23 protein-coding genes are annotated in these 26,934 nt (G+C 65.5%); 10 read left to right on the top strand and 13 right to left on the bottom strand.

Annotated features, from left to right (window positions below; genetic code table 11):
- Positions 1–9: 9 nt before the first annotated feature.
- Positions 10–3,180 (bottom strand): efflux RND transporter permease subunit, encoded by a 3,171-nt coding sequence (locus IC762_RS03770; RefSeq protein ID WP_195787317.1) that lies wholly within the window; start codon positions 3,178–3,180, stop codon positions 10–12.
- A 9-nt stretch (positions 3,181–3,189) separates the two neighbouring features.
- Positions 3,190–4,362 carry an efflux RND transporter periplasmic adaptor subunit gene (locus IC762_RS03765; protein WP_195787316.1) on the bottom strand — a complete coding sequence of 391 codons (1,173 nt, stop codon included), beginning with the start codon at positions 4,360–4,362 and terminating at the stop codon, positions 3,190–3,192.
- A 234-nt stretch (positions 4,363–4,596) separates the two neighbouring features.
- Between IC762_RS03765 and IC762_RS03760 the strand changes: the two genes are divergently transcribed.
- The 4 genes from IC762_RS03760 (at position 4,597) to IC762_RS03745 (ending at position 8,698) form a co-directional block, all read left to right on the top strand.
- Positions 4,597–5,424, top strand: coding sequence for a cysteine rich repeat-containing protein (locus tag IC762_RS03760; RefSeq protein ID WP_195787315.1), 828 nt, complete (start codon positions 4,597–4,599; stop codon positions 5,422–5,424).
- Positions 5,425–5,462: 38 nt separating this feature from the next.
- Positions 5,463–5,684, top strand: a complete 222-nt coding sequence (locus IC762_RS03755; protein WP_195787314.1) for a cysteine rich repeat-containing protein — start codon at positions 5,463–5,465, stop codon at positions 5,682–5,684.
- Between the two features lie 276 nt (positions 5,685–5,960).
- Positions 5,961–7,091, top strand: a complete 1,131-nt coding sequence (locus tag IC762_RS03750) for an FAD-dependent monooxygenase (protein WP_195787313.1) — start codon at positions 5,961–5,963, stop codon at positions 7,089–7,091.
- Positions 7,088–8,698 (top strand): benzoate-CoA ligase family protein, encoded by a 1,611-nt coding sequence (locus IC762_RS03745; protein WP_195787312.1) that lies wholly within the window; start codon positions 7,088–7,090, stop codon positions 8,696–8,698. Before IC762_RS03750 ends, IC762_RS03745 begins: the two co-directional genes overlap by 4 nt.
- 166 nt (positions 8,699–8,864) lie before the next feature.
- On the opposite strand, the gene IC762_RS03740 is transcribed toward IC762_RS03745, so the two are convergent.
- The 3 genes from IC762_RS03740 to maiA are packed head-to-tail and all read right to left on the bottom strand — an operon-like array spanning position 8,865 to position 11,177.
- The gene (locus IC762_RS03740; protein WP_195787311.1) at positions 8,865–10,049 is read right to left on the bottom strand and encodes a 3-hydroxybenzoate 6-monooxygenase; all 1,185 of its coding nucleotides are present in this window, start codon (positions 10,047–10,049) and stop codon (positions 8,865–8,867) included.
- Entirely contained in the window at positions 10,049–10,555 is a 507-nt protein-coding gene (locus tag IC762_RS03735; protein ID WP_195787310.1) for a MarR family winged helix-turn-helix transcriptional regulator, read from the bottom strand. The genes IC762_RS03740 and IC762_RS03735 overlap by 1 nt, the downstream gene beginning before the upstream one ends.
- Entirely contained in the window at positions 10,545–11,177 is a 633-nt protein-coding gene (maiA, locus tag IC762_RS03730) for a maleylacetoacetate isomerase (protein WP_195787309.1), read from the bottom strand. Before maiA ends, IC762_RS03735 begins: the two co-directional genes overlap by 11 nt.
- Positions 11,178–11,353: 176 nt before the next feature.
- On the opposite strand from maiA, the gene gtdA reads away from it, so the two are divergent.
- Positions 11,354–12,394 carry a gentisate 1,2-dioxygenase gene (gene gtdA, locus IC762_RS03725; protein ID WP_195787308.1) on the top strand — a complete coding sequence of 347 codons (1,041 nt, stop codon included), beginning with the start codon at positions 11,354–11,356 and terminating at the stop codon, positions 12,392–12,394.
- A gap of 103 nt (positions 12,395–12,497) precedes the next feature.
- On the opposite strand, the gene IC762_RS03720 is transcribed toward gtdA, so the two are convergent.
- From IC762_RS03720 to IC762_RS03705, 4 genes are all read right to left on the bottom strand, one after another.
- The gene (locus IC762_RS03720; protein WP_195787307.1) at positions 12,498–13,325 is read right to left on the bottom strand and encodes an ABC transporter permease; all 828 of its coding nucleotides are present in this window, start codon (positions 13,323–13,325) and stop codon (positions 12,498–12,500) included.
- Positions 13,318–14,091, bottom strand: coding sequence for an ABC transporter ATP-binding protein (locus IC762_RS03715; RefSeq protein ID WP_195787306.1), 774 nt, complete (start codon positions 14,089–14,091; stop codon positions 13,318–13,320). The genes IC762_RS03720 and IC762_RS03715 overlap by 8 nt, the downstream gene beginning before the upstream one ends.
- Before the next feature lie 277 nt (positions 14,092–14,368).
- Positions 14,369–15,373: an ABC transporter substrate-binding protein gene (locus IC762_RS03710; protein ID WP_195787305.1), complete on the bottom strand. Its 1,005-nt coding sequence runs from the start codon at positions 15,371–15,373 to the stop codon at positions 14,369–14,371.
- Between the two features lie 13 nt (positions 15,374–15,386).
- A complete protein-coding gene (locus IC762_RS03705; RefSeq protein WP_195787304.1) occupies positions 15,387–16,748 on the bottom strand; it encodes an FAD-dependent oxidoreductase in 1,362 nt (453 codons plus the stop codon).
- A gap of 134 nt (positions 16,749–16,882) precedes the next feature.
- Here IC762_RS03705 and IC762_RS03700 point away from each other — a divergent pair, with 134 nt between their 5' ends.
- Together IC762_RS03700 and IC762_RS03695 are read left to right on the top strand one after the other, a co-directional pair.
- Entirely contained in the window at positions 16,883–17,767 is an 885-nt protein-coding gene (locus tag IC762_RS03700; RefSeq protein WP_195787303.1) for a LysR family transcriptional regulator, read from the top strand.
- 62 nt (positions 17,768–17,829) lie between these two features.
- A complete protein-coding gene (locus tag IC762_RS03695) occupies positions 17,830–18,093 on the top strand; it encodes a hypothetical protein (protein ID WP_246801411.1) in 264 nt (87 codons plus the stop codon).
- 25 nt (positions 18,094–18,118) lie between these two features.
- On the opposite strand, the gene IC762_RS03690 is transcribed toward IC762_RS03695, so the two are convergent.
- Entirely contained in the window at positions 18,119–18,907 is a 789-nt protein-coding gene (locus tag IC762_RS03690; RefSeq protein ID WP_195787302.1) for an enoyl-CoA hydratase-related protein, read from the bottom strand.
- Between the two features lie 212 nt (positions 18,908–19,119).
- Here IC762_RS03690 and IC762_RS03685 point away from each other — a divergent pair, with 212 nt between their 5' ends.
- Positions 19,120–20,094: a 2-dehydropantoate 2-reductase gene (locus tag IC762_RS03685; protein ID WP_195787301.1), complete on the top strand. Its 975-nt coding sequence runs from the start codon at positions 19,120–19,122 to the stop codon at positions 20,092–20,094.
- 37 nt (positions 20,095–20,131) lie between these two features.
- Complete coding sequence (locus tag IC762_RS03680) at positions 20,132–20,905, top strand: SDR family oxidoreductase (protein WP_195787300.1); 774 nt, start codon at positions 20,132–20,134, stop codon at positions 20,903–20,905.
- 11 nt (positions 20,906–20,916) lie between these two features.
- On the opposite strand, the gene IC762_RS03675 is transcribed toward IC762_RS03680, so the two are convergent.
- Positions 20,917–21,597, bottom strand: coding sequence for an alpha/beta hydrolase family protein (locus IC762_RS03675; RefSeq protein WP_195787299.1), 681 nt, complete (start codon positions 21,595–21,597; stop codon positions 20,917–20,919).
- Positions 21,598–21,842: 245 nt separating this feature from the next.
- Here IC762_RS03675 and IC762_RS03670 point away from each other — a divergent pair, with 245 nt between their 5' ends.
- Entirely contained in the window at positions 21,843–23,678 is a 1,836-nt protein-coding gene (locus IC762_RS03670) for a di-heme-cytochrome C peroxidase (RefSeq protein WP_195787298.1), read from the top strand.
- 7 nt (positions 23,679–23,685) lie between these two features.
- Here the strand turns inward: IC762_RS03670 and IC762_RS03665 are convergent, their stop codons facing one another.
- Complete coding sequence (locus IC762_RS03665) at positions 23,686–25,158, bottom strand: FAD-binding oxidoreductase (protein WP_195787297.1); 1,473 nt, start codon at positions 25,156–25,158, stop codon at positions 23,686–23,688.
- 117 nt (positions 25,159–25,275) lie between these two features.
- Positions 25,276–26,820, bottom strand: coding sequence for an aspartate ammonia-lyase (locus IC762_RS03660; protein ID WP_195787296.1), 1,545 nt, complete (start codon positions 26,818–26,820; stop codon positions 25,276–25,278).
- Between the last annotated feature and the right edge of the window lie 114 nt (positions 26,821–26,934).

Raw genomic sequence — 26,934 nt, 5'->3', positions numbered from 1 at the left:
GCGGGAGCTTCAGTGCACGGTGCCGGACGGCTGCGGCGCCGGCTGCGCGCCGAGCGCCTTGCCCTTCCTCGCCTTGCGCCAGTTCTCGAAATTCTGCACCACGACGAAGAACGCCGGCACGAACAGCACGGCGAGGCAGGTCGAGGCGATCATGCCGGAAAACACCGTGATGCCGATCGACTTGCGGGCGTTGGCGCCGGCGCCGCTTGCGATCACCAGCGGCACGACGCCGAGGATGAAGGCGAACGACGTCATCAGGATCGGCCGGAAGCGCGCGCGGGCGGCGTCGATCGCCGATTGCAGCACCGGCTTGCCGTCGCGGACATGGTGCTCCAGCGCGACCTCGACGATCAGGATCGCATTCTTGGCCGACAGCGCGATCAGGAGGATGATGCCGATCTGGGTGTAGAGGTTGTTCTCGATCCGCAAGCCCGTCAGCACCAGCGTCGGTCCGAGCAGCGACAGCGGCACCGCCAGGATCACCGAGATCGGCGCGTACCAGCTTTCATACTGCCCGGCGAGCACGAGATAGACCAGCAGCAGCGCTAGCGCGAATACGTAGTAGATCTGGCCGCCGACCGCCTTCTCCTGGTACGACATCGCGGTCCATTCATAACCCGCGCCGGCCGGCAACGTCTTGGCCGCGATCTCCTCCATCAGCCCCATCGACTGACCGGATGAAAAACCCTGCGCCGGCAGGCCGATCACGGTGGCCGACGGATAGAGGTTATAGAGGCTGATCAGCGACGGCCCGACCGACGGCGTGATCTTCGCCACGGTGCCTAGCGGAATCATGTCGCCATTGCTGTTGCGCACCATCAGGTTCTCGATGTCGCGCAGGCTGAGGCGATACTGCGCGTCGGCCTGGGTGTAGACTTGGAAGGTGCGGCCGAACTTGGTGAACTGGTTGACATAGCTGGCGCCGAGATACGACGACAGCGTCGAAAAGATCTGGTCGGTGGTGACATGGAGCGTCTGGGTCTTGATGCGGTCGACCTCGACGTCGAACTGCGGCACCATCGAGCGGAACGAGGACTGCACCCGCTGCAGCGCGCTCTGGGTCTGCGCGTTGGCGACGATGGCGCCGGTGACCGCCTGGAGCTTGCCGTAATCGGCGTTGCCGTCGCGCAGCTCGACCTGCATGGCGAAGCCCGCCGCATTGCCGATGCCCTGGATCGGCGGCGGCGGGATCACCAGGATGCGCGCCTCCGGGATGACAGCGAGCTTGTCGTTGAGGCCATAGACCAGCGAGCGCAGGTCTTCGCCGGGCCCACGTGAGCTCCAGTCTTTCAGGATCAGATAGGCGACGCCGGCATTGGCGAGGCTCGACGAATTGTCGAGTGCGGAGATGCCCGCGATGGAGACCACCTGCTCGACGCCGGGCGTCTTGCTCGCGATCTCGGTGACCTTGTCGAGCACGTGTTGGGTGCGGTCGAGGGCCGCGCCGTCAGGCAGTTGCACGGCGGCCAAGAGATAGCCCTGATCCTCGATCGGGATGAAGCCGGTCGGCACCCGCGACAGGCCATAACCGGCAAGCCCGATGATGATCAGCGCAATCGCGACCGACGTCTTGGCGTGGCCGGCAATGCCGGTGATCAGGCGGGCATAGCCGCGCTCCAACCGGTCATAGGCCGCATTGAAGCCGCGATAGAAGAAGTTGCGCTGCTCGGGCGGCGCCGGCGGGCGCAGCCACAGCGCGCATTGCGTCGGCTTCAACGTCGCGGCGTTGACGGCGCTGAGCAGCGCGGTTGCGGCGATCACGAGCGCGAATTGCGCGTACATCCGCCCGGTCAGGCCCGGCAGGAAGGCGGCGGGCAGGAACACCGAGATCAGCACCAGCGTGATGCCGACGATCGGCGCGAACAACTCGTCCATCGCCTTGATCGCGGCGTCGTGGCCGGACATGCCGCGCTCGATGTTGTGCGCGGCACCCTCGACCACGACGATGGCGTCGTCGACCACGATACCGATCGCCAGCACGATCGCAAACAGCGTCGACAGGTTGATGGTGAAGCCGAGCGCGGCCATGCCGGCGAAGGCGCCGATGATGGTGACCGGCACCGTGGTCGCCGGCACCAGCATCGCCCGCCAGTCCTGCAGGAAGATCAGGATCACGACCAGCACCAGCACGCCGGCCTCGAGCAGGGTCTTGTAGACTTCTTCGATCGAGGCGTTGACGAACTTCGTGGTGTCGAACGGCGTGTCGTATTTGATGTCCTGCGGGAACTGCTTGGCCAGCTCCGCCATCTTCTTGTCGACCGCCTTCTCGACCTGCAGCGCATTGGCGCCGGGCGACTGGAACACGCCGATGCCCACCGCAGGCTTCTGGTTCAGCGAGAATATCTGGCTATAGGTCTGGGCGCCGAGCTCGACCCAGCCGACGTCGCGCACCCTCGTGACGTCGCCGACGCTGCCGGTCTTGACGATGATGTCCTCGAACTGGCTCTTGTCGTCGAGCCGGCCGTTGACGTTCAGCGTGTACTGGAACGCCTGCCCCGCCGGCGTCGGCGGCGCGCCGACCTGGCCGGCAGTGACCTGCTGGCTCTGCTGCTGGATCGCCTGGATGACGTCCTGCGGCATCAGCCCGCGCACCTGCAGCTTGTTCGGATCGAGCCAGACCCGCATCGAATACTGCCCGGCGCCGAACACCGTGACGTTGCCGACACCGGGCAACCGCGACAGCTCGTCGCGGATATTGATGGTGGCGTAGTTCGACAGGAACAGGCTGTCATAGGTCTTGTTCGGCGAGGTCAGCGTCACGAACAAAAGGATCGAGGTCGATCTCTTCTGCACCGTGACGCCCTGGTTCTGCACCGACGTCGGCAGTTGCGACAACGCCGAGGAGACGCGGTTCTGCACCAGCACCTGCGCGAAGTTCAGATCCGTTCCGATCTTGAAGGTCACCGTCAGCGTATAGGTGCCGTCGGCGCCGCTGTAGGACTGCATGTAGAGCATGTCCTCGACGCCGTTGACCTGCTGCTCGATCGGCAGCGCCACGGTGTCGACCACGGTCTTGGCCGAGGCGCCGGGATAGCGCGTCGTCACCTGCACGGTCGGCGGCACCACATCCGGATATTGCGCGACCGCGAGATTGTACAGCGCGACGCCGCCGAGCAGGATCATCAGGATCGCGATGACGTTGGAAAGGACCGGCCGCTCGATGAAGAATTTCGAGATCATGGCGCGCCCCTATTTCGCCGGTGCCGGCGCCGCGTCGCCCTTCTGCATCTGCGGGTCGACCTTCTGCCCGGGAATCGCGCGCAACAGCCCCGCGGTGACGACGCGGTCCTCGCCCTTCAGTCCGCTCTCGATCACGCGCAGGCCGTCATCGAGCGGCCCCGTCGTCACCTTGCGCTGCTCGACCACATTGTCGGCGTTGACGACCAGCACGTAACGGCCGGCCTGATCGCTGCCGATGGAGGTGTCCGGCACCAGCAGTGCATTGTCCTGCTTGTCGAACGGCACGCGGACGCGGACGTAGAAGCCCGGCAGCAGCGCGCGATCCGAATTCGGCACGAGGCCGCGCACCGGCAGCGTCCCGGTCGACTGGTTGACCGTCGGCGCGATATAATCGAGCTTGCCCTTGTGCGGATAGCCGGTTTCGGTCTGCAGGCCGACCTCGATCGGCAATTGCCGGATCTCGTCGATCGAAATGCCGCGCCGCCGCGCTTCGTCGCGCACGCGCTGCACGTCCTGTTCGCTGACGTTGAAGTTCACGTAGATCGGGTCGAGCTGAACGATGGTAGCAAGCTGGGTCGGCGATGCCGCACCGACCAGTTCGCCGACCGAAACCAGGTGGTTGCTGACGATGCCCTCGAACGGCGCGGCGACGTTGGTGTAGCCGTAATTGACCGCAGCGATCCGGGTGTTGACCTGGGCCTGCTGCAGATTGGCCTGCGCGTTGTCGCGGGTCGAGGTCGATGTGTCCAGCGTCGCCTGCGACACCGCCTGACGCTGCACCAAATCGGATTGCCGCTTGAAGTCGGCCTCAGCCTGCTTCACCGTCGCCTGCGCGCCGGCTTCGGCAGCCTGCGCCTGCTCGAGCTTCAGCTTGTAGGTCTCCGGCTCGATCGTGAACAGGGTGGTGCCCTCCTTCACGAAAGAGCCGTCCTTGTAGTTGATCGATTGCAGAAAGCCCTGCACGCGCGCGACGAGGTCGACGCTCTTGATCGGCGCGGTGTTACCGGTGGCATCGAGATAGCGCGTGATGGCGCGCTGCACCGGCAGTGCAACATCGACCTTCGGCGGCGGCGGCGGCACAAAACTATTTTGATCGCAGGCACTTAAACTGACGAAGGCGGATGTGGCGAAAGCGATACGCGCCGGCGTGGTGCTTCGCAGCCGCACAAAATAGCTCCGCATGAAATGTGCCGGTGCGCGCGCATGCCTCATGTCGGGGCCTCGATTCAAAATGCTTCATTCAAAGACGTTGCATCGGGCGAAAAGCAGCTTGCTCCCTGCATAGCAACAATCCGCTTGCAGTGGAACTCGAAAGCGAAAATGATGCCGCTCGTTTTCAGGTTGCGACAACGAGACTTTTCAAAACTCCGTTCGATTGAAGCGGCGGCTTCCGACGCCAACAAGGGATTTAGTCAAATGATCAACGTGTTGACACGTGGGGCGAGGCTGTCGGCATGGCTTGCGTTCGCGACAATGATGAGCGCCGCACCGGCTTTGTCGCAAGCACCGACCCCGGCGCAGCGTGATGCCATCAAGTCGCAATGCCGCAACGATTACATCGCGCACTGCTCCAGCATTCCGCCCGGCGGCGAGGCGTCGCTGCAATGCCTGCAGAAGAACATGGCCAGTCTTGCGCCGGGTTGCGCCAGCGCGGTGAAGGCGGTGGAGGCGCCGGCCGCGCCGAAGGCCGACGCCGAGCCGAAGACCGATGCAGCGCCGGCAGCAAAAACTGAAGCAAGTCCGGCCCCGGCGGCTGCGACCAAGCCCGCCGCGGAGGCTGCGACGCCGAAGGCCGCGACCGGCAAGCCGAGCAACGCGCAGATTTCGGCGATCCGCAGCGCATGCCGCTCGGATTACCCCAAGGTCTGCGCGGGCGTGCCCACCGGCGGCGCGCCGGCGCTGCAGTGCCTGGAGAAGAACAAGGCCAAGCTCTCGCCGGCCTGCGAGAAGGCGGTGGCCGCAGCGAGCGGCGGTGGCGCGGCTCCGGCTGCCGCGACCGAGGCCGCCGCACCCGCAGCAGGAGCGGCTGCCGCACCTGCGGCCGCGCCGGCCGTGATCGTGCTGCGGCCGATGCGGCCGCGCGAAGAGCTGTTCGTGCTGCGCTCGGCCTGCGGCGGCGACGTCCGATCGATCTGCGGCGGGGTGCAACCCGGCGGCGGCCGGATCATCCAGTGCCTGGCGACCAATGCCGGCTCGCTGTCGCCGGCCTGCCGCGACGTGCTGGCGCCGTTCGCGGCGCAATAACGTGATCTGCACAGACCAATCACTCGGGGAAGAAACACATGTTGCGTATCATCCTGACCACCGCGCTGCTTTGCGCATCGACGGCCGCCTTCGCCCAGGAGCTGACCGCCGCGCAGCGCGATGCCTGCATGGGCGACTACCAGAAGTTCTGCAAAAGCGTGACGCCCGGCGGCGGCCGCATCATCGCCTGCCTCGCCAAGGAAACCGACAAGCTGACGCCGGCCTGCAAGAAGGTGCTGGAGGCGGCCGAGAAGAAGTAGCGAGTTTCATAAGCGGGTTCGTCATTGCGAGGAGCCAACGGGTCGCGCGAATGCGCGCCCGATGACAGGCTCCGCGACGAAGCAATCCATGGCTCCGCAAGTGGCGCTATGGATTGCTTCGCTTCGCTCGCAATGACGGGGATGGAGCTGCCTGCGTGCTAGGCCGCCAGGCTCCTCGACATCGCCGCAAGCCCGCATTTTCCCTCTGGCGTTCCGGCTGAAGCCGGACTAGTGTGCCGGAAATAGTAAGTACACTGTCAATCTGGGAGGTAGACGTTGCGCATCGCCGTGATCGGCGGAGGGCCCGGCGGGCTTTACTTCGCCTATCTCTGGAAGAGGCGTCATCCGGACGCCGAGATCGACCTGTTCGAACAGAACTCAGCCGGCGCCACCTGGGGTTTCGGCGTGGTGTTCTCCGAGCAGGCGCTGGAGTTCTTGCGCGCCGACGACCCGGACACGGTCGAGGCGATCGCGCCGCAGATGGAGAGCTGGACCAACATCACGCTGAACCTGCGCGGCGAGAGCGTCGAGATCGACGGGGTCGGTTTCTCCTCGATCGGCCGGCTGAAGCTGCTGACGATCCTGCAACAGCGGGTGCGCAGCGTCGGCGTGACGCCGCGGTTCGACACCGTGGTGCAGTCGGTCGACGAGCTCCAAGGCTACGACCTGATCGTCGCCGCCGACGGGCTCAACTCGCTGGTCCGCCGCAGTTTCGAGAGCGCGTTCGGCGCCTCGGTGACGCATTCGACCAACAAATTCGCCTGGTATGGCACCACGAAAACGTTCGCGACGCTGTCGCAGACCTTCGTGGCGACCGAATTGGGCTGCTTCAACGCTCATCATTATCGCTATGCGAAGGACATGAGCACCTTCCTGGTCGAGTGCGACGCGCCAACCTGGGCGGCCTACGGCTTTGCCGACAAGAGCATCGAGGAATCGCAAGCAATCTGCGAAGGCGTGTTCGCCGCGACGCTGGACGGCCATAAGCTGATCTCGAACAAATCACTGTGGCGCAATTTTCCGTGGATCTGGAACGAGCGCTGGTCGCACGGCAACATGGTGCTGATCGGCGACGCGCTGCATTCGGCGCATTTCTCGATCGGCTCGGGCACACGGCTCGCGATCGAGGACGCGATCGCGCTGACCAAGGCGCTGGAAAGCGAAGGCGGCATTCCCGCCGCGCTGGCGCGCTATGAGAGCGAGCGCAAGCCGATCGTAAGGAAGCTCGTCACCGCCGCGCGCACCAGCGCCGACTGGTACGAGCATTTTCGCACGCACATGAAGCGCGATCTCCTGGATTTCGCCTACAGCTACATCACCCGCTCCGGCCGGATCGACGATGCGCGGCTCCGCGCGATGTCGCCGGCCTTCATGGCCCGCTACGAGGGGACAAAGGGACAGTCATGACCGTGATCGCCGACCAGGTTCCGCAGGACAATCCGGGCGCGCGCGAAATCGGCTTTGCGCTTCCCGAGCGCTACAATGCGAGCCGCATCCTGTTCGACAATCTCGGCAACGGCAACGCCGAACGGATGGCACTGACCGGACCTGCCGGCAGGCGGACCTATCGCGAGCTCTGCACCGAGGCGGCGCGCTGGGGCCACGCCTTCCTGTCGCTCGGGCTGAAGCGCGGCGACCGCATATTGCTGTTCCTGGACGACACTCCGGCCTATCCGGCGGCGTTCTTCGGCGCGGTGCGCGCCGGCTTCGTGCCGCTGTTGATCAACACGCTGACGACGCCGGAATTGCTGCAATTCTATCTTACCGACGCCGGTGCGCAGGTCGCCGTCACTGATGCCGAATTCTGCGTGCGCTTCGACGCGGAAGCCTGCAAGGACACGCCGCTGCGCACGCTGATCGTGGTCAACGGCACGGCGGCCGATCACGCCGTCGCCGAGGCGCGTCATGCCGGCGAATGGCTGCAAGGCTTTCCCGGCGAGCTCGAGGCCGCCGACACGCATCGCAACGAGATGGCGTTCTGGATGTATTCGTCGGGCTCGACCGGCCGCCCCAAAGGCATCGTGCATCTGCAACACGACATGGCCTATAGCGAGCAGGCCTTCGCGCGCAGCGTGCTGGATCTCAAGCCGGGCGACATCTGCTTCTCAGTGCCGAAAATCTTCTTCGCCTACGGCTTCGGCAACGCGATCACCTTTCCCTTCTCGGTCGGCGCCGCCACACTGCTGCTGCCGGGCCAGCCGAAGCCGGCGGCGATCTTCGCGGCGATCGCGACCTATCGGCCGACCGTGTTCTTCGGCCTGCCGACGCTTTACATCTCGCTGACCAAGGCCGAGGGCGCCGGGCAAGCCGACTTCTCCTCGCTGCGGATGGCGGTCTCGGCAGCCGAGGTGCTGTCGGCCGATGTCTTCAATGGCTGGAAGCGGCTCACCGGGCTCGAGATCATCGAAGGCCTCGGCTCGACCGAGGTGCTGCACATCTATCTCTGCAACCGCGCGGAGCAGAAGAAGCTCGGCGCCGCCGGGCTGCGCGTCGCCGGCTACGAGATCGCACTGCGCGACAGCGACGGCCGCGAGGTCGGCGACAATGAGGAAGGCATTTTGTGGGTGCGCGGCGATTCCGCGACGCCGCTGTACTGGAACCGGCCGGACAAGACCGCCGAGACCGTACGCGAAGGCGGCTGGATCTACACCGGCGACCGCTTCGTGCGCGACAGCGACGGCTTCCACTTCTTCCGCGGCCGCGCCGACGATCTGGTGAAAATCTCCGGCCAGTGGGTCTACCCGCTCGAGGTCGAGCTCTGCCTCGCCGATCACCCCGACGTCCGCGAATGCGCGGTGTATGCGGCCGAGCTGCCGGACCGGCGCATGACCTTGAAGGCGGTGGTGGTGATGAACAACGCCGGCTTCGACGCCAGCGAGGCGACACGAAGGCTGCAGGATTTCGTCAAGGCGAAGCTCCTGCCCTACAAATATCCGCGCGAGGTAACGTTCATCGACGAACTGCCGAAGACCGGGACGGGCAAGATCGACCGGCAGGCGGTGATGCGGATGTAGCCACCGCTGCAGCTACCCCCTCAGTGTCGTCCCGGCGAAGGCCGGGACCCATAACCACAAATCTTTGTGGTGCGAAGGCTGGGGCCCCAGCTTATCAAAACAACGCCCATTCGTGGTTATGGGTCCCGGATCGCGCTTCGCTTATCCGGGACGACGGAGAGGGCAGCTAGTTGCCCAACCCCGTCCCGCCATACAGCCACGCGATGTCATCGCACCACTCTTCCTGCGACTTCGCGCTCATGATCGCGTTACGCACGCGGGCATGGGCGCCGGCGGGGTGGTAGACGTGCTCGCCGATCGCGCGCGACATCAGCTGCACGCGCGCGGTGCGCTGGAATCGCTGCGCACGATAGGCTTCCAGTGCCGCCGCCTGGTCGTCGTGATTTGCCAGCATGTGCGACAGGCAGACCGCGTCCTCCATCGCCTGGCAGGCGCCTTGCGCGAAATATTGCAGCATCGGATGCGCGGCGTCGCCGAGCAGCGCGACGCGGCCGTCGATCCAGCGCTCGGTCGGATCGCGGTCGCACAGCACCCAGAGCTTCCAGTTGGTGCCGTGGCGGATAATGCTTTGCGCGCGCTCATGGACGTGGGCAAAACCCTTCATCACCTCGTCTTCCGAGACCGGCTTGCCGGCGACCGGCTCCGGCGCGTCGTTGTGATAGGTGACGACGAGGTTGAACACCTTCCAGCCCGACAGCGGGTAATGCACGATGTGGCATTTCGGGCCGGCCCACAGCGTCGCCGCGTTCCAGCGCAGATCCTCCGGCATCTGCTCGGTCGGGATCACCGAACGGTAAGTGGTATGGCCGGAGACGCGTGGCGGCCCATCCGCCACGACCTGCTTGCGGATGTTCGACCATAGGCCGTCGGCGCCGATCAGGAGCCGTCCCGTGATGCGTTCGCCGTTGGCGAGCTTTGCGGTGACGGACGAGGCCTCCTGCTGATAGCCGACGACTTCACTGCTGACACGCAGCTCGATCAGTTCGTGGCTCTGGCAGGCGCGCAGGAACACGCCGTGCAGATCGCCGCGATGCACCACCGCATAGGGATTTCCGAACCGCGAACGAAACGTATCGCCGAGGTCGATATGGGTGATCTCGTTGGCGGTGAGCGCATCCATCAGCCGCAGCTGGTCGATATAAACAGCCATGTTGCGCGCGGCCTCGCCGACGCCGAGATAGTCGAAGGCGTGGAAGGCGTTCGGCCCGAGCTGGATGCCGGCGCCGATCTCGCCGAGCGCGGCGGCTTTCTCCAGCAGGATCGAGCGGATGCCCTTTTGCGCGAGACCGAGCGCCACGGCGAGGCCGCCGATGCCGCCGCCCGCGATCAGGACTGGTTTTGCCTCCGCCATCAGCCCGCCTTCCCGAGATGTTCGAGCGCGTCCTCCGCGCGCAGCGGCACGCGCGAGGCCTCGTTGTTGAGGTCGACCAGCTGCGTCAGCAGCGCCAGCAGCGCCTTGCGGTCGGCGGCCTTCAGCGGCTGCAGCATCCGCGCCTGCGCCTTGTCGACCGAAGGCATGATGTCGTCGAGCACGGCGGCGCCGGCCTTGGTGAGAGTGAGCAGCTTGACCCGCTTGTCCTCGAGCGCCGGCTTGCGCACGATGAACGCCTTGGCCTCGAGCCGCTCGATGACGTTGCCGAGCGTCGAACGGTCGAACGCGATCACCGCGGAGAGCCGCGTCGCGTCGATGCCGGGATGGGTCGAGATCGCGACCAGCGCGGCGTATTGCACCGGGGTCAGGTCGAACGCCCCGCACTCCTCGATGAACAGCGCGACCGCGATCTGCTGCATCCGCCGGAACAGATAGCCGGGCGCGGTGTAGACCGCGTCCATGGTGACGGGCTTGCTATTCGGCATCGGGCTGCTTGTCCGGGGCGGCGTCGGCGAATGCCTTCATTTGCTTCGCTGCGGCTTCGGCCTTGAGCAGCCGCGGATAGGCCGACACGTCGGCGCCGAAGCGCCGCGCATTGGCGAGCTGCGGCACCAGGCAGAGATCGGCGATGGTCGGTTGCTCGCCGAAACAGAACGGCCCCGTCTCGTCCGCGATCAGGGTCTCGCAGGCCAACAAGCCTTCGCGATTGGCCCAGGCGGCCCATTCCGTGACCTTCTCCTCGGGCAGACCGAGCTGGCGCAGCCGCGCCAGCACCTTCAGATTCTGCACGGGGTGGGTGTCGCAGGCGAGCACCTGCGCGAACGCCCGCACCTTGGCGCGGCGCAGCGGATCCTTCGGCAACAGCGGCGGATTGGGGTGGGTCTCGTCCAGCCATTCGATGATCGCGAGCGACTGGGTCAGGATAGCGCCTGCGTCGTTCTCCAGCGTCGGCACCAGCCCCTGCGGATTGATCGCGACATAGGCCGGCGCGCATTGCTCGCCCTTGCGCAGATGATGCGGCAGATGCTCAGGGCTGAGCCCCTTCAAATTGAGGGCGATCCGCACCCGGTAGGACGCGCTGCTGCGGAAATAGCCATGCAGCTTCATCGGAACCTCCCTTGCATTTCGTCATTGATTTTGACGCGTTTTCTTCTCGCGAACCGGTATCCACTTCGCTCGAAAACGCTCTGGCTTGGTTGATTGACGCTAGCCATATCGTCAGTATACTGTCAATTAAATTGAACCGACAAAGAACGATGCAAGGAACATAAGGGAGGCTTGCCATGGAAGCCGTGCAGAAGACCCCGGAGCGCGAGGCGTTCTACAACAAGATCGATGGTGAAAACCTCTCGGCGCTATGGAACGTGCTGGGCGACCTGGTCACGCCCGAGCCGCGCAGCGCCTGCCGGCCGCATCTCTGGAAGTTCGACCAGATCCGCGACTACATGAACGAGGCCGGCAAATTGATCACGGCCAAGGAAGCCGAGCGCCGCGTGCTGGTGCTGGAAAATCCCGGCCTGCGCGGCCAGTCCCGGATCACGACCTCGCTGTTCGCCGGCGTGCAGATGGTGGTGCCGGGCGACGTCGCGCCGGCGCATCGCCACACCCAGTCGGCACTGCGCTTCGTGCTCGAAGGCAAGGGCGCCACCACCGCGGTCGACGGCGAGCGCACCGCGATGGCGCCGGGCGATTTCATCATCACGCCGTCGATGACCTGGCACGACCATTCCAATGAGACATCAGAGCCGATGTTCTGGCTCGACGGGCTCGACATCCCGATGGTGCAGTTCTTCGATTGCTCCTTTGCCGAGGGCGCCAAGGAAGATCAGCAGAAGATCTCGAAACCCGCCGGCGACAGCTTTGCGCGCTACGGCCGCAATCTGTTACCCGTCGACCAGAAGCGGGCGTCGAAGACCTCGCCGATCTTCAACTATCCCTACGACCACACCCGCGAGACGCTGGAACAAGCCAGGGCCCGCGAGGAATGGGACGCCTGTCACGGCCTGAAGCTGAAGTTCTCCAACCCGGAGACCGGCGACTATGCGATGCCGACCATCGGCACCTTCATCCAGCTGCTGCCGAAGGGCTTCAAGACCGCGCGCTATCGGTCCACCGACGCCACCGTGTTCGCCGCGATCGAAGGCAAGGGCCGCACACGAATCGGCGACGAGGTCTTCGAATGGGGCCCGCGTGATTTGTTCGTGGTGCCGAGCTGGCGCTGGGTGACGCACGAGGCCGACATGGATTCGGTGCTGTTCTCGTTCTCGGACCGCCCGGTGCAGCAGAAGCTCGACCTGTTCCGCGAGGATCGCGGGAACGCGTAGCGATCGTAGGGTGGGCAAAGGCGCGCAGCGACGTGCCCACCATTCACGACGTGCTCGCGATGGTGGGCACGCTTCGCTTTGCCCACCCTACAATTCCCGTCCCTCACCGCCAGTGCAGCAACCGCGCCTCGAGCAGATTGATCAGCCTGCCCACCGCGAGCCCGAACAGCGACAGGATCACGACGCCGGCGAGCAGCTGATCGGTCTGCATCAGATTGCCGGCCTGCAGCACGAAGGCGCCGATGCCGTATTCGGCGCCGATCATCTCGGCGCTGACGACCAGCAATAGCGCGACCGATGCGGTGATGCGGAAGCCGGCGAGGATCGAGGGCAGCGCACCCGGCCAGATCACGCGGCGGACGATGGCGTGGAACGGCACGTTGAAGCTCTGCGCCATCCGGATCAGGTTGCGCGGCACCGCGTCGACGCCGCTATAGACCGAGATCGCGGTCGAGAAGAACACCCCGAGCGCGATGGTCGCGATCTTCGGCTCCTCGCCAATACCGAGCCAGAGGATCAACAGCGGCAGCAGCGCGATCTTCGGGATCGGAAACAGCGCCGAGATGAAGGTGATGCCGACGCCGCGCGCGGTGGTCGAGAGACCGATTGCAAAGCCGACAATGACGCCGGCGACCGTGCCGATGATCCAGCCGGTGCCGATCCGCAGCAACGACCACGAGAGATGGTGCCACAGCGCGCCCGATGCGGCGAGCTTGCCAATCGCAACGGCAATGGCCGACGGCGCCGGCAGAAACAGCGGATTGACCCAGCCGGCGCTGCCGGCGAGCTGCCAGACCGCGATCACGAGCGCGAGCGCAATCCAACCGGCAAAGCGGCTGCCGGCCGGCGCGAAGCCCGCACCGCGAAATGCGACCGGTCGCGTTGCCTCGCTCGATTGCTGTTTCGTCTCCGACACCGCGCCATCAAGCATGCTGCACCTCGCGTTCGGCGTCGATCGCCTCCTTGCGGATCAGCGACCAGAGCTCGCTTTGCAGCGCGGCCATTTGCCCGCGGGCGTCCGCCGCACCGCGCTCGGCGCGCGTCATCGGAATGGTCACGATCTCGCGGATGCGGCCGGGTCGGCGCGACAGCACGACGACGCGATCGGCGAGCCGCACGGCTTCTTCGAGATTATGCGTGACATAGACCGCGCCCATCGTGCCGTCGGCGAGCAGGCCGACGAAATCCTCCATCAAGAGCTCGCGGGTCTGCGAATCCAGCGCCGACAGCGGCTCGTCCATCAACAGGATCGCGGGCCGCACCGCGAGCGCGCGGGCGATGCCGACGCGCTGGCGCATGCCGCCGGAGAGCTGCTTCGGATAGGTCGCGCGAAAATCCGACAGTCCGGTGCGGCGCAGCGCATCGTCGATCACGGCGCGGCGCTCGGCCGCGCTCAAGCTCGTATGCAGCAACGGAAAGGCGACGTTCTCCTCCACCGTGCTCCAGGGCAGCAGGGCAAAATCCTGGAACACGAAGGTCAGCGGATTGAGGCTGCCGGCCGGCGGCGCGCCGCGGAGCTCGGCCGCGCCCTTGCTCGGCAGCAGCAGGCCGCCGAGGATTTGCAGCAGCGTGCTCTTGCCGCAGCCGGAGGGTCCGACGATCGCGACGATCTCGCCGGCGCGGACGGTGAAGGAGACGTCGGAGAGCACGTCGAGCGCGCCGAAGCGATGGGAGATGTGGTCGGCGATCAGGTCCATGTCAGCCCGACTTCGGCTTTCAATCCGTCACTCTGTGGAGGGTGACGAAGGTGCGTGTCTCTTTCCCCACGTCGTCCCGGCGAAAGCCGGGACCCATAACCACAGGGTTGAGTTATTGAAGCAGGCTGTGGCCCCAGCGTCGCACGACAATGAACTTCGGTGGCTATGGGTCCCGGCTTTCGCCGGGACGACAGCGAATATGTTGCGACATCGGAAATCATATACTCACCGCCTCTCAGCGTGACGGGGACGGAGTGGTGCGCATGGTGCTGTGACATCAATCCGCCTTCACATAGTCCTTCGCGACGATCGCATTCGCGTCAAAGCCCTTGTCGACGAAGCCCTGCCCCTGTAGCCATTTGATCTGGTTGTCGACATTCTTCACGTCGAGCTTGCCGTCGGGATCGACATAGGCGCAGTTGCCGACCACCTGCTCCACCGGCAGGTTGGTGTACTTTGCGATGATCTCGAGCAACGGCTTTGTCTTGTCGTTGATCGGCACCACGCCGTCCTTGATCGCGGCGAGGACGACGTCGTGATATTCGCGGTCGGCGCGGTCAAGCGCGGTGAGCAGTTTGGTCACCAGCGCCGCGTTGGTCAGCGTCTTCGGCGAGGCAAAGATCGCGCCCAGCTGCCAGGGCGTTTCGTCGCCGACCCAGCCCAACAATTTTGCGCCGTTGGAATCCATCAACGTGCGCGCCGTCGAGGCCGGCAACAGCGCGGCATCGACGGTTTCGCCCTTCAGTGCGGCGGCGGCGTTCGACAGCGATTGCAGCGGCACGATCTTCACATCCGAGAGCTTGAAGCCGTATTTGTCGGCGAGCAGCCCGAGCGAATAATGGAAGCTGGAGCCGACCTGGGTCACCGCGACGCGCTTGCCCGCGAGATCCTTCGGCGCCTTGAGGCCGGCCGCATAGGCGTTGTTGCTGGCGAAATAGCCGATCAGGGGATAGCCGGCCTTCTCGCGGCTCATGCCGCCGATTACCTTCAGCGTGCCCTTGCCGGCGAGATTGTAGAGACCCGCGGTGAACGCGGTGATGCCGAAATCGACATCGCCCGCAGTGGTGGCAACCGCGATCGGCTGCGCCGCGTCGAAGAATTTCAGTTCGACGTCGAGGCCGGCGTCGCGGAAATAGCCCTTGTCCTGCGCGATGAACACCGGCGCCGAGGAGGACAGCCGCAGCACGCCGATCCTGGCCTTCAGAAGACCGTCGGCCTGCGCGATGCTGCTCGCGGCCCAGACAAGCAGACCCGCGAGTGCGAATCGCGCCCAACCCTTCATTGCCGTCCTCCGCTTAAAGTCCCTGGGGCACGGCCTGATCGCGGCCGATGAACGCGCCCTGTTTGCCGAGCTGTTGTTGCAACTTTTCGACGGAAATGTCGCGCGGAATCGTATTGCCAGAAAGTGCTAGAGCGGCGGCAGTTCCCGCCGCTTCACCCATCACGAAGCAGGCGCCGGAGACGCGCGCCGCCGATTGTCCCTCATGGGTCATCGAGGCGCAGCGGCCCGCGACCAAGAGATTGTCGACGCCATCAGGTACCAGCATGCGGTACGGCAATTCGTTGTAGCCGCGGCTCTCCGGGATCGGCGGAAACTCGAAGATCACGTCGCCGGGCACGTGCGATTCCTTCGGCCAGCCATTGACGCCGATCGAGTCCTCGAACGAGGCGCAGCCGAGCACGTCATCGCCCGACAGCATATAGCCGCCGATCACCCGCCGCGTCTCGCGGATGCCGAGCTGCGGCGGCAGATCGACGATGTAGGAGTTTTCGAAGCCCGGCAGCGTGCGCAGGAACGCAAAGGCCTCGACCGCCTGGCGGCGGCCCTCGATCTCGCCGCGCGTCATGTCATCGGGGTCGATGCCGGAGATCGCACCACCGTCGCGGCGCGTCACCTGCGTGAAATTCACCCGCCATTCGATCTGCGATTTCTGCGGCCGCACGATCGCGGATTTGCGCGGAAATTTGTGCGTGCCTTTGGCCTCGGCCTCCGCCATCCGCTCCGGGATCGTCCGCCACGCATCGCCTGCCTTGGCCGGATCGATGCCGTTGAGGCGGAACATCATCGAGGGATAGAGCATGCCGCCTTCATTGTCGCCTACTTCATAGGGCGCACCGGCCCACACCGCGAGATCGCCGTCGCCGGAGCAATCGATGAAGATGCCGGCCACGACCGCCTGGCGACCGGCCTTGGTCTCCAACGTCAGCGCGCGGATGCGCGCGCCGTCCATCACGACGCCGGCACCGAGCGCATGAAAGAGAATGTCGACCTTGTGATGGGCGAGCAGATCGTCCGCGGCGATCTTGTAGGCCGCGGTGTCATAGGCCTGCGCCAGGATCTTGCCGAGGATCAGATGCGGGGCGTTGAGCCCGCCGAGCCGATCGATCCGATCAAGCAGGTCGGAGGCGATGCCCTGCACCACCCGGTGCATCTCGCCGAAGATGTTGGCGTGCAGACCGCAGAAATTGGTGACGCCTGCCGCGGTGCCCATGCCGCCGAGGAATCCGTAACGCTCGATCAGCAGCGTTCGCCGTCCCGCGCGCGCCGCGGCCACCGCCGCCGTGATCCCGGCCGGCCCGCCGCCGAGCACCACCACGTCGTATTCGCCGTAGATCGGGACCTGCCGCGCCGGTTCTTCGATCGTGCTCGCTCGCATCGCTTCCGCCCTGGGTAAATTGGTTGGGCCGACTATGAATTGATGCGGATTGCAGTACAATCCACCAAATTATGGTATCAGCTTTCGCGAATCGAGAAAGATAGACTTCGAGAAGGCACACTTCGAGAAGGCACATGGACACGCTGGTCAACCTCGAAGCCTTCCTCGCCACCGCCGACGCCGGCGGTTTCTCCGCGGCTGCGCGCAAGCTCAACATCGCAACGTCAGTGGTGGCAAAGCGCGTCACCCAGCTCGAGCAGCGCATCGGCACCGCGCTGTTCCATCGTTCGACCCGGCAATTGCGGCTAACCGAGGCCGGGCAGCAATATGTGCATCGCGCACGCGGCGTCGTTGCCGACGTCGGCGATCTCCTGTCGCGGATGGGCGAGAAGCAGCGCGACCTCACCGATCATCTGCGCGTCAAGGCGCCGACGTCGCTGACCGTGGCGCGGCTCGCCGATGCCTTCACCAGCTTCCAGAAGCAGAACACCAGCGTGAAGCTCGAGATCGTGATGATCGACCGTCCGGTCGATCCGGTGACCGAAGGATTCGATATCGCGATCGGCGCCTTCCCGCATTCCTTCGGCGGGGTGGTCGACGAGCCGCTGTGCCAATTGCCGAGGCTGGTGTGCGCTTCACCCGCGTATCTAAAGAAGCATGGCACGCCGAAACATCCGCGCGACCTGGTCGATCATCGCTGCCTCAGCTTCCTGCCGACCGGGCCCGAGTGGCCGTTCGAGGGACCGCGCGGCCGTATCAATGTCCAGGTGCGGCCTTATCTTTCGTCGAACGAGGGTCGCGTGCTGACACAAAGCGCGATCGCCGGCAACGGCATCGCGCTGCTCTCGCATTATCTGATTGCGGATGCGCTGCGCGAGGGCGCGTTGCGGCCGGTGCTACCGGAGTTTCCGATCCCGGAATTGTGGGTCAAGGCCGCCGTTCCCGAACGCCGCATCGACGCGGCCGCGGTGCAGGCACTGCTCAAGACGTTGAAGGCGTCGCTGTCGCAGCCGCTGTGATCCGACGCCAGTCTTGCCCCTGTCGCGCGGACCTGAGACAACGGCGCGAAAGGATCGCCCGCTTGAAACTCCTGACGGCAGCTTCGCTTGCTTTCGCCCTCGCCGCCACGCCCGCGGCGGCGATCGAGACCTGCCGCTTCATTCCCGCCAAAGCGGAGCGCGAAGCCTGCTATCACCGCCAGGAAGAAGAGCTCGCCGCCCAGCGCAAGCCCGAACCGGCAGTATCAAGATCAAGCGAATCGAAGACGATCGAATCGTTGCAGCAGATGCGGCGCGACGACGAGCAGGTCTATCGGAGCATCCGCGGCATCTGCAACGGCTGCTGAACGGCACAATAAACCTACGCCTTGCTTACGCCCACCGACCGGCGCGCTTCTCCGCAAAGGACGCTAGTCCTTCCGCTGCCTCCGCGGTCTGCCGCTTGGCTGAGTGCAGATGGACCAGGCGCGCATAGGCGGCATCGTCGGCGGCCATGCCGCCGAACGAGCTTTCCATCGCCAGCCGTTTCGTCTCGGTCAGCGCGTCGGGGGCGTTCGCCAGCAACTGCTCGACGACCTTGCTGCCCGCGCTCTCGAGCTCGGCCAACGGCACCACTTCATGCGCGAGGCCGATGCGGCGGGCGTCTTCGGCGCCGAAACGTTCGCCGGTCAGCGCGTAGCGGCGCACCTGGCGGACGCCGATGGCGTCGCACAATTGCGGGATGATGATCGCGGCCGTCAGGCCCCAGCGCACCTCGGTGATCGAGAACAGCGCATTGTCGGCCGCGATCACGACATCGCAGGCCGCGATCACCCCGGTGCCGCCGCCGAAGCAGCCGCCCTGCACCAGCGCGACCGTCGGCACCGGCAGCGTGTTGAGGCGCTGCACCGCCTCGAAGGTGGCGCGCGATGCCGCTTCGTTTTCCTCGAACGATTTCGGGCGCACGCTGTTGATCCATTTCAGGTCGGCGCCGGCCTGGAAATGCTTGCCGTTGCCCTTGAGCACGACGACGCGGAGCGGCTCGCCGGAGAGATCGTCGATCGCAGCGAGCACGCCCGCAATCAGCGCGCCGTCATAGGCATTGTTGACCTCCGGCCGGTTCAGCGTGACGGTCGCGACCCCGCGCGCATCGAGGCTCCACAGGACTGGGCTGGCGGACATGGACGTCTCTCCTTCGTTCGGCATGCTCTCGTGCCCGGCACTATGGCCGATACGAGATGGATCCTTCCATCACTTTCGAGCGCATCGGCCCGCGCCATGCGCATGAGCGGTTGCGCAATGGCGCAACCGGGTTGCGCAGTGGCGTAACCGGGTTGCGCACGGCCTCGCGCTTGTGGAAACTGAAGCCGTAACTTCGAGGGACAGTTCCATCCATGCGCATTTGCATCTTCGGCGCGGGCGCCGTCGGCAGCCATTTCGCGGTCCGGCTGGCGCGGGCCGGACACGACGTGTCCTGCGTGATGCGCGGGCCGCATCTCGACGCGGTCAAGGCCAACGGGCTGACGCTGAAGGTCGGCGACACCGCTTTTACCGCGCGGATCAAGGCATCGGCCGATCCGGCCGAACTCGGGCCGCAGGACGTCGTCATCAGCACGCTGAAGGCGACCGGCATCGGCGCGCTCGCAGACGGGCTCAAGCCATTGCTGCATGATGGCACCGCCATCGTGTTCGCACAGAACGGCATTCCCTGGTGGTATGATCTCGGCATGCCGGCGGCTCATCCCAAAATTCCCGATCTCGGCTTCCTCGATCCGGGCGGACGGCTGCGCACGGCGGTGCCGAAGCAGCGGATCATCGGCGGCGTGATCTTCTCCTCCAACGAGGTGGTCGCGCCCGGCGTGGTGGCGAACCTCACGCCGGAGCGCAATCGGCTCTTGATCGGCGAATGCGACGACCGCGACAGCGAGCGGATCGCGCGGCTGCGCGGCGCGCTGAACGAAGCGGCGATCGAATCGTTCGACGTCAAGGAAATCCGCGAGACCATCTGGTCGAAACTGCTCACCAACATGTCGATGTCGGTCCTGTGCCTGCTGACCGGGCTGACGGCGCGCGCTCTGCGCGACGATCCTGCGATGCAAGAGGTGATCCCGCGGCTGCTCGACGAGGCCAATGCGATTGCGACGCACTTCATCCCGGAGGTCAAGCGCGTCGCCCGCACCGGGCCGGCGCCGGATCACAAGCCGTCGATCCTGCAGGATTACGAGCTCGGCCGCGCCATGGAGATCGACGTGCTGGTGCGCGCACCGGCCGCCTTTGCCCGCGCCGCCGGCCTCGCCACCCCGATGCTCGATCTGATGGCCGCGCTCGCGATCCAGAAGGCGCGTGACAAGGGGCTCGATCAGGGCTGACACTCCACGCAACGACAACAAGCAGGGACATCCAACCATGCACGTCAAGGACAAGGTCTGCGTCGTCACCGGCGGCGCCAGCGGAATCGGCGAGGCGGTGGCGCGGGCCTATGCACAGGCCGGCGCGCGCGGCGTCGTCGTTGCCGACCTCAAGACCTCGCGCGACCGCCTCGCCAGCGTTGCCGGCGATATCGACGGCCTGGCGGTGACCGCAGATGTCGGGCTGGAAGAGGACATCAAGGCGCTGATCGCCGCAGCGGAGGACAAATACGGCCCGGTCGACGTGTTCTTCTCCAATGCCGGGCTGTCGCGCAAGGGACAGGAGAGTGCGTCCGATGCCGACTGGGACGTCAGTTGGCGGGTGCATGTGATGAGCCACGTGTTCGCGGCGCGCGCGCTGGTGCCCGGCATGCTCGCGCGCGGCTCCGGCTATCTCATCAACACCGCATCAGCCGCGGGGCTGCTGGCATCGCTGAACTCGATGCCTTACGGGGTGACGAAAAATGCCGCGGTTGCGCTCGCCGAGCATCTCGCAATCCAGTATGGCGACCGCGGCATCCGCATCTCGGTGCTCTGTCCGCAATCGGTGCAGACCGGCATGACGACGCCGGGTCCGAGCGCCGCCCGCGTCGACGGCGTGCTGCAACCGGGCGACGTCGCGCGGATGGTGCTCGAGGCGATGGACGAGGAGCGCTTCCTGATCCTCTCACATCCGCAGGTGCAGGACTACATGCAGCGCAAGGCCGCCAACCGCGACCGCTGGCTGTCCGGCATGCGCCGGCTGCGCGATCGGATTTATGGTGGATCGTAGCGCGGATGCGGCTACGAATGCTTCGTCACCCACGCGGCGAACGCATCCAGCAGCTCGGTCATCACCTCGGCATCGTTGCGGCCGGAGCGCTTGAGCACGTGGAAGGAGTGATCGGCCTCCTGCACCGGATGCAGCGTCGCGCGCGCCCCGAGCCCTTTGACGACCGGCTGGAGCAGATCGAACTCGGCCAGCGCATCGCGAGTGCCCTGCAGGAACAGCATCGGGATCTTGACCTCGGCGAGATGGCTCGCCCGCTCGTTCGACGGCTTGCCGGCGGCGTGCAGCGGAAAGCCGAGGAACGCCAGGCCGCGCACGCCGGCAAGCGGCGTCTTGGCCTGCGCCTGCGAGGTCATGCGGCCGCCGAAGGATTTGCCGCCGGCGAACAGCGGCAGATCGCCGCAACGGCGTGCGGCCTCGGCCACGGCCGCGCGCACCGCGGCCTGTGCGACGGCGGGCGGATCGGGCCGCTTGCTGCCCTGCTCCATATAGGGAAACTGATAGCGCAGCGTCGCGATGCCGCGCGCCGCGAGCCCTTCCGCGATGGCGGCCATCGACGGATGCGTCATGCCGGCGCCGGCGCCGTGGGCGAACGCATAGGCCGCACGCGGCTGCGCCGGCCGCAGCAGCAGCGCGGACACCGCGCGGTCGTCCGAGATGGTGATGGTGAGAGGTTGCGCGCCGGCGGCGTTCAAGCAATTGCCCCGCGAAAAATTGCCGGCTATTTCTAGCGTCCGGCCGTGATGCGCGCAAATGCCGCCGCGGACCGAGCTGCCGAAAGTGAACTGCTTCACAGCCGACCGATATTTTCACTGTTAGAGCGAAAGGCGCTACTGTAGGATGGCGTGCAACGTGACACACGCTCCGCGCGAACATGTTTTGGCGATTTTTAACATCTCATCCATATGACGCGCGGTGACCGCGAATCTGGGGGACGGGCATGCCTCGCAAGACGATCATCTTCATTGGACTGGTGCTTGTCGCGGGCCTCGCCTACTTCAAAGATGATCTGAAATTCCTCGCCGAAGGGTTCAACGTCAAGGCGGTCGACTACCAGCCACCCGCCAAGACCGTGTGGCTGGACCAGAAGGTCTCTGCCGAGCAACTGCGCTGGTTCTACCACGCCGACCAGGGCACCCGGACGTTCGGCATTCCCCAAGAATGGTTCATGGTGCTGGAGCAGCCGACGATCTGGCCGCTGATCGGCGCCGCGCCACGGCTCAGCGACACCAACTATCTCGGCCGCTTCGGCTTCATCCCCGACACCGTGATTCCCGGCAAGGCCGATCCGCTGCCGATCGGATTCGCGCATGGCACCGCAATGCTGGATGCGAACGGAGCCCCCTGGCGCAATCCGCACGACAAGAGCGACATGACCGGAATCGGGCTGACCTGCGCGGCCTGCCACACCGGCAGCTTCAGCTACCGCGGCACCGAGATCGTGATCGACGGCGGGCCGGCCAACACCAATCTGTTCGAGTTCCAGAAGAGCGTCGGCCTGTCGCTGTTGCTGACCCGGTTCTGGCCGGGCCGCTTCTCGCGCTTCGCCGACGAGATCCTCGGCAAGGATTCGAGCCTCGACGAGAAGATGGCGCTGCGCGGGCAGCTCGACCTGGTGCTGAAGCAGTACGCCAATATCAACAACCTGGAGACCAAGGTCGCGGCCAACAGCGTCGAGGAGGGCTACGCCCGGCTCGACGCGCTGAACCGGATCGGCAACCAGGTGTTCTCGATCGACCTCAACAATCCGAGCAACTATGCCTCGCACTCGGCGCCGGTACACTTCCCGCGGATCTGGAACGCGCCGTGGTTCAGCTGGGTACAGTATGACGGCTCGATCATGCAGCCGATGGTGCGCAATGCCGGCGAGTCGCTCGGCGTGTCCGCCGAGCTCAACCTGCTCGACCCGTCCAGGGACCTGTTCAGGTCGAGCTCGCGCATCGACGTGCTGTATGAGATGGAGCGGATGATCGCCGGCGACGCGCCCAGCAAGGACAAGGGCTTTGGCGGCCTGGCGTCGCCGAAATGGCCGGACAACATCCTGCCGCCGATCAACATGGACCTCGCGAAGAAAGGCGGCGACCTCTACGTGACCCACTGTCAGGGTTGCCATGGCCCGGCGATCGACAGCAAGGCCCGCCCCCCGGGCGAAGCCTTTGCGCTGTTCCAGGACGACAAGCGGTGGACCAAGAACAGCGCCGGCGAGATGCTGCTCGACGTCGAACTGATTCCGATCAGCCATATCGGCACCGATGCCGCGCAGGCCGAGGGCCTGGCATCGCGCACGGTCGAGACACCAGACAATCTCGGGATCAAGGACAAGAGCTTCGGATTCGCGCTGCGTGATGTGGTCGTGAACACCGTCAACTCTTGGTACGACCAGAACAAGACCCCGACCCCGGATCGCGACCGGATCAACGGCTACCGGCCGCCCGACATCCAGGCCAAGCTCGCCTACAAGGTGCGGCCGCTCAACGGCATCTGGGCGACGCCGCCCTATCTGCACAACGGCTCGGTGCCGAGCATCTATGCGTTGCTGTCACCCGTGAAGGAACGGCCGGCGCAGTTCTGGCTCGGCAGCCGGGAATACGATCCCAAGGATCTCGGCTACGTCACCAACGTCAGCATCAAGAACGGCTTCCTGCTCGACACCACCAAGCAAGGCAATCGAAATACCGGGCACGAATTCTCCAACGAGAAGGGCCAAGGCGTGATCGGGCCGGAGCTGAAGCCGGACGAGCGGCGCGCGCTGATCGAGTTCATCAAGACGCTGTGAGCATGTCTCACACCGCAGGCACACTCAGCGGCACGCTCTGGGCGTGGTGGAACAGATTGTCGGGATCGTATTGCTGCTTCACTGCGACCAGGCGGGCGAGGTTGTCGCCCCAATAGGCCGTGGCGTAATCGGCAAGGTCGAGGTCGCAGTAATTGACATAGGATGCGCCCGGCATATAGGGCCGCATCGCCGCGTAGACCTTCGCGACCTGCGCCAGATGCGTCGCGGTGTCGGCGGCACGGCTCCAGCTCGCATAGTACTGGATGCAGAACTGCGTGCCGGCGCGACGCGGAAACGCGGTCGCGTCGGGGGCGATGTCGGCAATCTTGCCGCCATAGGAGTCGCACAACAGCGCGATCGCGCCTGATGGAAGCGGCGCCACTGCCGCCATCATCGCAGCGATGCCGCTGGCCGCCAGCGGCGTCAGCACGTAGTCGGACTTCGCCTTCATCAGGACCGATTCGTAGCTGAGCGTCCCGGCAAAGTGCAGCACTGCCTTGAGGAACGACAGCGACTGCACCGTCAGCGCCGACGACGGCGTCTGCAGCGAGATCAGATGCTTGAGCTCGCTGCGCAACGCGGCCTCGCTGCCGACCGATTGGCCGATGCAGCGCAACATGACCAGGCCGTTTCCCAGCGGCCCCACCTTCATGATCGAGGTGATGTCGGACGGCGCGTTCGGCGCCCAGCTCTGCCACGCCGCGAACAATTGCGCGGCATGCGCCTGCGACAGCTTCCAGGTCACGCCGAACACCAGGACGTTGTTCAGCGGGAAGACGCCGATCTTGAATTCCGTGGCGATGCCGAAGCTGCCGCCGCCTCCGCCGCGGCAGGCCCAATAGAGGTCCGGCTCCGACGTCGCATTGGCGTGCAACGTCCTTGCCTGCGCGTCGATCAGCGTCGCCTGCTGCAGGCCGTCGCAAGTCAGCCCGTGCGAACGGGCCAGCAGGCCATGGCCGCCGCCGGTCAGGTGACCGGAGATGCCGACCGTCGGGCAGCTGCCGGCCTGCACCGCGAGCCCCTGCGCCGCCAGCGCCGAATAGAGCTCGTACAGCGACACGCCGGAGCCTGCGGTGACGACGTTCGATGCCTTGTCGACCGTGATCTGCTTCAGCCCGCGCACGTCGATGACGACATCGGCGGATTGCGAAAAGCCCTCATAGGAGTGTCCGCCGCAGCGCGTCGCGAAGTTCAGGCCGTTGTCACGGACCCAGTCCACCATCACGGCAACCGCATGTTCGGTCTTGCAGACCGCGCGCAGCGCCGGCGCAAGCTGCGTGAGCTTGTTGGCTGCGGGAAGAAAGTCGGCATAGTGCGGATCGGACGGTGTCAGGAACTGGACGTCGCTGGCCGCAAGGTTCGGCAATGGCGGCAACGCCGTCGCGGCCGCCTTCGCCGCAGGCGCAACGCTCTCGGCACCGGCCGCGGCAGGCGGTGCTTCGGCGGGGACGAACTCGTCGACGCGAAGCGGATGTTCCATGAAAACCTCGTTGCGCAATGCGCGCATTCTCACATGGAACAACCTCAGATTAAACGCACGTTTCCGCGACCGTCGCTTTCTGGCGGCAGATCGCTGCGCGAGATCTCCTGCGACGCCCTATCCTTTCGGCACTGGCGAGCCCTGGCGCCGCGCCGGGCGGGTCATGGCTTCGAGCTCGAGCAGCTCGTTGAGCTGCGCCTCGGTCAACAGCTTCTCCTCCAGCACGATGTCGGCAACCGAGCGGTTCTCCTTCAGCGCGCGGCGCGCCACCCGCGAGCTCGCCTCATAGCCGAGCGTGGGCGCGAGCGCGGTGATCAGGCCGATCGAGCCTTGCACCAGGCTGCGGGCACGCTCGCGGTCGGCCTCGATGCCGTCGACGCAGCGCTTGGTCAGCGTATCGATCGCCGCGGTCAGCATGCGCAGCGAGCTCAGCACGCAATAGCCGATGGTCGGCTCGAACGCGTTGAGCTGCAACTGGCCGCCCTCGGCGCACATCGTCACCGTGAGATCGTGGCCGATCACGAGATAGGCGACCTGGTTGACCACCTCGGGGATGACGGGATTGACCTTGCCCGGCATGATCGAGGAGCCCGCCTGCACCGCCGGCAGACGGATCTCGCCGATGCCGGTGCGCGGCCCCGACGACAACAGCCGCAGATCGTTGCAGATCTTCGACACCTTGACCGCGACGCGCTTCAACACGCCGGAGAACAGCACGAAGGCGCCGAGATCCGAGGTCGCCTCGATCAGGTTGGAGGCCAGTATCATCGGCTGGCCCGACAGGCGCGACAATTCCTCGACCGCGAGCGCGGCATAGCGCGGGTCGGCATTGATGCCGGTGCCGATGGCGGTGGCGCCGAGATTGACCTCGCGGAACAGGCCGGAAATCTCGTTCAACCGGGCGACGTCCTCCTTCACGGTGGCGTGGAAAGCATCGAACTCCTGGCCGAGCGTCATCGGCACCGCATCCTGCAACTGGGTGCGGCCCATCTTCAGGACGTCGGCGAACTCGACCGCCTTGCCCTTGAAGGCATAGGCGAGATCGTCCAGCGCGCGCACCAAAGGCTGGGTGGCGAAGATCACCGCGAGCCGCAGCGCGGTCGGATAGGCGTCGTTGGTGGACTGCGCCATGTTGACGTCGTCGTTCGGATGCAGCGCGTGATAGTCGCCCGGCTTGCGGCCCATCAGCCGCAGCGCGACATTGGCGATCACTTCATTCGCATTCATGTTGGTCGAGGTGCCGGCGCCGCCCTGGATCGCATCGACCACGAAGGATTCGGCATAGACCCGGTCGGTCGCGACCTGCGTGCAGGCCGCGTCGATCGCATCGGCTTTCTCGGGCGAGAGATAGCCGAGCCGCTTGTTGGCGCGCGCCGCCGCCTGCTTGACCAGCGCCAGCGCGCGGACGAATTCCGGGAAATGGCCGACCGGCACGCCGGTGATCGGAAAATTCACCACCGCGCGCTTGGTGTGGATGCCCCATAGCGCGTTGGCCGGCACCTCGTCCTCACCGAGCAGATCGTGCTCGGTGCGCGACAGCGCCTGCTCGATCGGCACGGTACGGACGGTGGCGACCGCGAGTTCGCTGGGGCTGCTCGTGCTCTCGCCGGATGGCGGCGTGGCGCCTGCGGTGTTCGTGGTCTCAACTTTCGATTCGGCCATCGCTGCCTCCGTTGCCTGCCAGAATTCTGTCGTCGCCGACGCCGGGCATGATGCGCCGGGCTGGTGTCGAAAGCCAATGGCTATCCGCGGAGTCGTGCACAGAGCAGCGCGCGA

Source organism: Bradyrhizobium genosp. L, assembly GCF_015624485.1.
In the GTDB taxonomy this organism is placed as follows: Bacteria; Pseudomonadota; Alphaproteobacteria; order Rhizobiales; family Xanthobacteraceae; genus Bradyrhizobium.
Note: the sequence above shows the minus strand (reverse complement) of the source record. Positions and strands in the feature narration are given on the sequence as shown.

What these genes read in the sequence shown, in the direction of transcription:
- IC762_RS03770 (WP_195787317.1), bottom strand. Translation starts at nt 3,180, where the DNA reads ATGATCTCGAAATTCTTCATCGAGCGGCCGGTCCTTTCCAACGTCATC.
- IC762_RS03765 (WP_195787316.1), bottom strand. Translation starts at nt 4,362, where the DNA reads ATGCGGAGCTATTTTGTGCGGCTGCGAAGCACCACGCCGGCGCGTATC.
- IC762_RS03760 (WP_195787315.1), top strand. Translation starts at nt 4,597, where the DNA reads ATGATCAACGTGTTGACACGTGGGGCGAGGCTGTCGGCATGGCTTGCG.
- IC762_RS03755 (WP_195787314.1), top strand. Translation starts at nt 5,463, where the DNA reads ATGTTGCGTATCATCCTGACCACCGCGCTGCTTTGCGCATCGACGGCC.
- IC762_RS03745 (WP_195787312.1), top strand. Translation starts at nt 7,088, where the DNA reads ATGACCGTGATCGCCGACCAGGTTCCGCAGGACAATCCGGGCGCGCGC.
- IC762_RS03740 (WP_195787311.1), bottom strand. Translation starts at nt 10,049, where the DNA reads ATGGCGGAGGCAAAACCAGTCCTGATCGCGGGCGGCGGCATCGGCGGC.
- IC762_RS03735 (WP_195787310.1), bottom strand. Translation starts at nt 10,555, where the DNA reads ATGCCGAATAGCAAGCCCGTCACCATGGACGCGGTCTACACCGCGCCC.
- maiA (WP_195787309.1), bottom strand. Translation starts at nt 11,177, where the DNA reads ATGAAGCTGCATGGCTATTTCCGCAGCAGCGCGTCCTACCGGGTGCGG.
- gtdA (WP_195787308.1), top strand. Translation starts at nt 11,354, where the DNA reads ATGGAAGCCGTGCAGAAGACCCCGGAGCGCGAGGCGTTCTACAACAAG.
- IC762_RS03720 (WP_195787307.1), bottom strand. Translation starts at nt 13,325, where the DNA reads ATGCTTGATGGCGCGGTGTCGGAGACGAAACAGCAATCGAGCGAGGCA.
- IC762_RS03715 (WP_195787306.1), bottom strand. Translation starts at nt 14,091, where the DNA reads ATGGACCTGATCGCCGACCACATCTCCCATCGCTTCGGCGCGCTCGAC.
- IC762_RS03710 (WP_195787305.1), bottom strand. Translation starts at nt 15,373, where the DNA reads ATGAAGGGTTGGGCGCGATTCGCACTCGCGGGTCTGCTTGTCTGGGCC.
- IC762_RS03705 (WP_195787304.1), bottom strand. Translation starts at nt 16,748, where the DNA reads ATGCGAGCGAGCACGATCGAAGAACCGGCGCGGCAGGTCCCGATCTAC.
- IC762_RS03700 (WP_195787303.1), top strand. Translation starts at nt 16,883, where the DNA reads ATGGACACGCTGGTCAACCTCGAAGCCTTCCTCGCCACCGCCGACGCC.
- IC762_RS03690 (WP_195787302.1), bottom strand. Translation starts at nt 18,907, where the DNA reads ATGTCCGCCAGCCCAGTCCTGTGGAGCCTCGATGCGCGCGGGGTCGCG.
- IC762_RS03685 (WP_195787301.1), top strand. Translation starts at nt 19,120, where the DNA reads ATGCGCATTTGCATCTTCGGCGCGGGCGCCGTCGGCAGCCATTTCGCG.
- IC762_RS03680 (WP_195787300.1), top strand. Translation starts at nt 20,132, where the DNA reads ATGCACGTCAAGGACAAGGTCTGCGTCGTCACCGGCGGCGCCAGCGGA.
- IC762_RS03670 (WP_195787298.1), top strand. Translation starts at nt 21,843, where the DNA reads ATGCCTCGCAAGACGATCATCTTCATTGGACTGGTGCTTGTCGCGGGC.
- IC762_RS03665 (WP_195787297.1), bottom strand. Translation starts at nt 25,158, where the DNA reads ATGGAACATCCGCTTCGCGTCGACGAGTTCGTCCCCGCCGAAGCACCG.
- IC762_RS03660 (WP_195787296.1), bottom strand. Translation starts at nt 26,820, where the DNA reads ATGGCCGAATCGAAAGTTGAGACCACGAACACCGCAGGCGCCACGCCG.